Raw genomic sequence first — 6000 nt, forward strand, 5'->3', positions numbered from 1 at the left:
CTGAATGAACAGGCCGCAAATGCCGATGACGACCAGGGAGTAAGCGAAGAGCTCATTGTATGTAACCATTGGGCAGGCCCCCTTTCCAAAGATCAGAGGGCAAAGAAGCTGCCCCCTGTCAAGAGGGCCAAACCGTCCACCGTTACTGGCAGCGCTGAAAGATGGCTCTTTCCTGTTCTCAGGGTATCACACGATCCGGCAAAAGGCAAGGGAAAACGACAAATGATGGTAAAATGTACTCCAAATGTACGTCATATACGCCGCCGCCCGCATGGGCGGCGGCGCTCCATTTACATTTCCCGGCCGCCCTCTGCCCGTTCCCGCAGCAGGGCGGTGACCTCATCGTAAAAAGGCGGCAGGGACATCGGCCGGTTCTCCGCCTCCAGAAACATCCGGGGGAGCTCAACAGCCTCCAGCCCGCAGCGGAGCCCATATCGGGCCCCGATTTTGACGCAGGCTGCGGCGCATATGTCGATGAACGTGGGGTAGAGGTGTTTCCGGCGCTCCCGAATCCGGGCCTCCAGGGCGTCGTTCAGCGCCGCTTCGTCCCGGCTTAAAATCGCCCGCAGGCAGTTCTGGTAATGCCCCGTCTCCTGGGACTCCGCCCATGGGGCCAGGTCCGCCGGCTCTCCCCGGTACAGCCGGACCAGCGGCTCCGCCGCGGCGCAGGCGGGGATGGGATTTCCGCAGGCGATCAGTTTCATCAAGGCATATTCAAAATTGGGCCGTTCATTGCCGCAGACGGCTCCCTCCCGCCGGAACAGCTCCGCCGTGACGCCTGCCGCGCCGGAGATGCTCACAAGCTCCAGGCATGCCTGATCGGAGGTATCCAGAAGATATTTTTTCTCGGCGAGGTTTTGGTAATGTCCCTCAAAACAGATATAGGTGATGTAGATATTGTCGCAGGACATAATGCGCCCTGCTTTCTCCACAATCGAGCGTTCCAGCGGCGTCCAGGTATCCTCCGCCTTTTTTCGGATCTCCGCGCGGCGCTGGGCATAGGGGTTCTCCCACTGAAAGACGGACTGCTTTCCTCTCCGAATGATGCTCAGAAGATTATGCTCCGAGGCGGAGACGCCGCCCATGGTTTTCAGGTGCTTTTCCAGTTTGAGCCGCTCCTTCTCCCAGCGTTTTGGCTGGTAGTCCAGGGGCTTTTTCCGTGCCATAGGGGGGACCTCCTTCCCAGATCACATCTCTCTCCGCCCCTCCAGCGCCCGCATGAGCGTTGCGTCGTCGGCAAACTCCAGGTGTCCGCCCACGGGGATGCCGTAGGCCAGGCGGGTCACCCGCACGTCGAAGGGCTTCAGAAGGCGGGCGATGTACATGGCCGTGGCCTCCCCCTCCGTGTCCGGGTTGGTGGCCATGATGACCTCCTCCACGTCTCCCTTGGCTGCCCGCTCCAGCAGGGGCTTGATGGCCAGATCGTCGGGCCCCACGTGGTTCATGGGGGAGATGACGCCGTGAAGGACGTGGTAATGGCCGTTGTACTCCCGGGACCGCTCCACGGCGGCCACGTCCCGGGGGTCCGCCACCACGCAGATGGTGGAGCCGTCCCGCCTGGGGGAGGCGCAGATGGGGCACAGGCCCCCGGCGGTGAAGTTCTGGCACACCGGGCAGCAGGTGACGCCACGCTTGGCGTCCATGATGGCGTTGGCGAAGGCCTGGGCCTCTTCTTCGGGCAGGCCCAGAACGAAAAAGGCCAGCCGCTGAGCGGATTTGCCGCCGATACCCGGCAGGCGGGCGAATTGTTCCACTAACTTTTCCAAAGGGGCGGGGAAGTATTCCATGAGTAGGTTCTCCTCTTAACAGAGTTGTGGGGTGGGCCGCCCCACGGGCGCGGGACGGGGGAGACCGCCCTGCGGGCGGGGGTGGCTTTTGCTCGCCCTGACGGGCGGGGGAGATTTCAGCCATGATGATGGCTGGGCAGATGCACCCCCCATTTTCTCTTTTTCTGCGCGCAGAAAAAGAGAAAACGGGCCGTGCACGGTCCAAAAGAGAAAAAGACTGTTTGGCGCTTGCGGGAGCGTTTCGCTTCGATTGAAGGCGGTCTGCAGACTTGATGCATGGACGCAGGGACGTTCTTCTCTTCCCGCGCTTCGCGCCTGGCTGGGGCCGTGTGGGATGGCGTCATGTTCTACCGGCTTTTTTGTAGGGGCCGGCTCTGACCCGGCCCGCCCTCCAACAACCTTTTGTTTTTCGGCAGAACACCTTGTGGGGCCTGGCCCTCTGCCGGCCATCTTCCCTCAACTGCCAGAGCCTATGCCTCCTGATCCGGCAGAGGGACACGGCCTGTCAACTGATCTAAGGTGACGCCATAAAAGTCGGCCAGCTTGACCATGAGAGAGGCAGTTGGCTCTCGTAGATCTTTTTCATACCGCTGATAGGTCATGGAGGAGATATCTAATGCCCTCGCTACAGCTTCGCGGGAAAGTCCTCGCTCCTTTCGCAAAGTCAGCAGGTTTTTTGACAATGCTTCCATAATACTCCTAATAAACAGCTTGACAGCTGTTTGTGATTGGGTTATGCTAAAACCAAATGGTATATACCGATTGGAATTTGAGGAGGGCGGCTCATGCGTTCTCTTGCAGAAACACGCTACTTCTATGCCCAGGAACACCGGACCGCGGACTATCTCCAAATGAGGGAATACTGCCGGCTCTCCTCCGGCCTGGAGGAGGCGTGGGAGAATTTCCGCGCGGCGCTGACGGCGGAGCAGGGGCGGCGGCTGGAATCGCTTCTGGTCCGGCAGTTTGAGGCCGGCTGTCTGGAGGACAGGGCGGCTTTTCTGGCGGGCGTCTCCGTCGGGCTGGAGCTGGCCCGCCTTTAGGACTGCTTTCCTCTCAGCTCGGCGATGCGGGCGGGGATGTCCGCCGCCTTGTACACCGCGCTGCCCGCCACCAGCACGTTTGCCCCCGCGTCGATGCAGGTTTGGCAGGTGTCCGGGGCCACGCCGCCGTCCACCTCCAGCTCGCAGGCGGGATTTCGCTCGTCGATCAGCTTCCGCAGGGCGGCGACCTTTTCCATCTGATCCGCCATGAAGCTCTGACCGCCGAAGCCCGGCTCCACGGTCATTACCAGGATCAGCTCCACCTTCGTAAGGTACGGCAGGGCCGCCTCCGCGGGGGTCTTGGGCTTGAGGACGATCCCCGCCCGCTTGCCCTTGGCGTGGATCTTGTCAATGGCGGCGTGGATATTCTCCTCGCTGTCCGCCTCCACGTGGACCGTCACCAGGTCGGCGCCGGCGTCGCAGAACTGCTCCACGTACCGCACTGGCTCCACGATCATCAGGTGGACGTCCAGGGGCAGCGAGGTGGTGGGCCGGATGCACTTTACAACCGGGATGCCGATGGTGATGTTGGGCACAAATACGCCGTCCATCACGTCTACATGGACGTAATCGGCGGTGGAGATGCGCTGAATGTCCCGCTCCAAATTGGCAAAATCGGCGGAGAGGATGGAGGGCGCAATTTTAATCATGGAAAACTCCTCTTTTCTTTTTGAAATCCGGGGAAAACGGCGGGGACGGGCGGCGGAGGGCCGGTGACGGAAGGCGGGGGCGGTGCATAGGATGGTGCAAGCGGACCGGGTGCCCCCAGTCAACAGCTCCGCGCAGCGTCCGCCCCTGGGCGCGGCACCGCCGCTTTTTTGAATAGGGAGCCGGCGGGGAAGCCCACCGGCTCCCACCTGCGTTGATGATTGAACATAGTGTACCAGACTTCAGGCGGAAAAGCAAACGCTTCCGGAAAAATAGGACGGAAAATGGCGCCGTACAGGGGCGAGTGTTTGTTTCACGGATTTTATGCAGGGGCGGGACTCTGTCCCGGCCCGCCCATCGGAAACCTGGCGTTTTCGGGAAGACGGGCGGGGACAGAGCCCCGGCCGCAAAGCCGAAATTACGGATGATCAAATGCGTGGTCGGACATTTCCCGCGCGTCCCTGCCGGTTGACAGCCTGCCAAAAATCTGCTATGATAATTTTACTATATTGATGAAGAGGAGTGAAAGGATGAAGTCTGCTTCCTGCTGAAATTATGAAAGGCGCTGTGAGATGTCCCCCAGGGGGCAGTCTGTCCGGCGCCGGAAGCAGGAAAGTACAGCATCCTTTTGCGCACCTTTGGACGATAGACACCCGCCGGAGGCGGGCATTCTCTGTCGCGTTATGGGCCGCGGGACTTTCCTGCGGCCTATTTTTGCGTTTGGAGGAATGCCATATGTCTATGATTCGGGTGGAGAACCTGACCTTTGCCTATCCAGGCAGTTATGATAATGTGTTTGAGAATGTGAGTTTTCAGTTTGACACCGGCTGGAAGCTGGGCTTCCTGGGTCGGAACGGCCGGGGGAAGACTACCTTTCTGCGCCTGCTGCTGGGGGAGCACCCCTGCGGCGGGCAGATATCCGGTGCGCCGCCCTGCACGTATTTCCCCTGTGAGATGGAAGACCTGTCCCGCATGACCATGGAGGTGCTCCAGGAGGCGGCTCCTCTGGCGGAGGAGTGGGAGCTGCTGCGGGAAACAGGGCTGCTGGGCGTGGAGGCCGAGGCATTGTACCGGCCCTTTTCCACCCTCTCCAACGGAGAGCAGACAAAAGTTCTGCTGGCGGCGCTGCTGAGCGGCGAGGAGCGGTATTTATTGATTGACGAGCCAACGAATCACCTGGACGCCCAAGGACGGCGGGCGGTGGCGGAGTATCTGCGGCGGAAGCGGGGCTTTTTGCTGGTGTCCCATGACCGGGCCTTTCTGGACGGGTGCGTGGACCATGTGATGGCTCTGAACCGGACGGGGGTGGAGGTCCAGAGCGGGAATTTTTCCTCTTGGTGGGAGAACAAGCGGCGCAGGGACGCCTTCGAGCAGGCACGGAACGAGCATCTCCAGAAAGAGGTGGGGCGTCTGCGGCAGGCGGCGGCCCGGACTTCCCGGTGGTCCGACCGGGTGGAGGCCACGAAGAAGGGGACGCGGAACGCCGGACTTCGGCCGGACCGGGGCTATATCGGCCACAAGTCCGCCAAGATGATGCAGCGGGCCAAGTCCATTGAGGACCGCCGCCAGCGGGCGCTGGAGGAGAAGGCCGGCCTTTTCAAGGATCTGGAGCAGGCCGAGGCATTGAAGCTCCGCCCCTTGACGGCCCGGGGCCGCCTGCTGGACGCCCGGGGGCTGTCCCTCTTTTACGGGGAGCGGCGGGTCTGCGGCCCGCTGGACTTCCGCCTGGAGCCGGGGCAGAGAATTGCCCTGGACGGCGGCAACGGCTGCGGAAAGTCCAGTCTTCTGAAATTCTTCCTGGGGAAGGAGATTGCCAGTGAGGGGACGCTGGTGAAGCTCTCCGGTCTGACGGTGTCCTATGTGCCCCAGGATACGTCCCATCTGCAGGGAGGGCTGCGGAATTATATCCGAAGAAGCGGCGCGGAGGAGCCGCTGCTGCTGGCAATTCTGCGGAAGCTGGATTTCCCCAGGGAGCAGTTCGAGAAAAATATGGAGGACTGGTCCGCCGGGCAGCGGAAAAAGGTGCTGATCGCCCGGAGTCTCTGTGAGAGCGCCCACCTGTATATTTGGGACGAGCCGCTGAATTATATCGACGTCTGGTCTCGTATGCAGATCGAGGAATTGCTGCTGGCGTTTCAGCCCACCATGCTGTTTGTGGAGCACGATGCAGCCTTTAGACAGCGGATTGCCACGGAGACCATCACAATATCTTGTGGATAACATCTTATAATAGAAGGGACCGCGGAAGGCGGTCCCTTCCGCTGTGGAAAACAGCCGCAAAATTTTTCGAAAAAAATCGAATTTCCCTCTTGACAAACGGCTTTTTGTCTGGTATTCTAGCAAAGCTGTCGGGAACTTCTGGAAAATCCCGAAAGGGATTCAAAAAAAAGTTGTTGACAAGCCTGTACTTTTGTGGTATAGTAATCAACATCCGCCGAAGAAGGCATGCACCTTGTAAATTAAACAACGTAACGAAAAGAAAGCACCAGAGTTCGTGGTCTTTGTAGGCCATGACGAAAAAGAGC

At 60.1% G+C, this 6000-nt stretch carries 6 protein-coding genes; 2 read left to right on the forward strand and 4 right to left on the reverse strand.

The features are described from left to right. Positions 1-290 precede the first annotated feature (290 nt). The 3 genes from C816_RS12620 to C816_RS12630 form a co-directional block, all read right to left on the reverse strand. Positions 291-1166, reverse strand: a complete 876-nt coding sequence (locus tag C816_RS12620; protein ID WP_016322782.1) for a hypothetical protein — start codon at positions 1164-1166, stop codon at positions 291-293. A gap of 21 nt (positions 1167-1187) precedes the next feature. Continuing rightward, entirely contained in the window at positions 1188-1787 is a 600-nt protein-coding gene (recR, locus tag C816_RS12625; protein ID WP_016322783.1) for a recombination mediator RecR, read from the reverse strand. A gap of 470 nt (positions 1788-2257) precedes the next feature. Further along, on the reverse strand, positions 2258-2479 hold the full coding sequence (locus tag C816_RS12630) for a helix-turn-helix domain-containing protein (protein ID WP_016322784.1): 222 nt from the start codon (positions 2477-2479) through the stop codon (positions 2258-2260). Positions 2480-2572: 93 nt separating this feature from the next. Here C816_RS12630 and C816_RS12635 point away from each other — a divergent pair, with 93 nt between their 5' ends. Continuing rightward, on the forward strand, positions 2573-2827 hold the full coding sequence (locus tag C816_RS12635) for a hypothetical protein (RefSeq protein WP_016322785.1): 255 nt from the start codon (positions 2573-2575) through the stop codon (positions 2825-2827). On the opposite strand, the gene rpe is transcribed toward C816_RS12635, so the two are convergent. Continuing rightward, positions 2824-3477: a ribulose-phosphate 3-epimerase gene (rpe, locus tag C816_RS12640; protein WP_016322786.1), complete on the reverse strand. Its 654-nt coding sequence runs from the start codon at positions 3475-3477 to the stop codon at positions 2824-2826. The genes C816_RS12635 and rpe overlap by 4 nt on opposite strands. A gap of 733 nt (positions 3478-4210) precedes the next feature. Here rpe and abc-f point away from each other — a divergent pair. After that, entirely contained in the window at positions 4211-5695 is a 1485-nt protein-coding gene (gene abc-f, locus C816_RS12645; protein WP_016322787.1) for a ribosomal protection-like ABC-F family protein, read from the forward strand. Positions 5696-6000 lie beyond the last annotated feature (305 nt).

This window comes from Oscillibacter sp. 1-3, assembly GCF_000403435.2.
Classification (GTDB): domain Bacteria; phylum Bacillota; class Clostridia; order Oscillospirales; family Oscillospiraceae; genus Oscillibacter.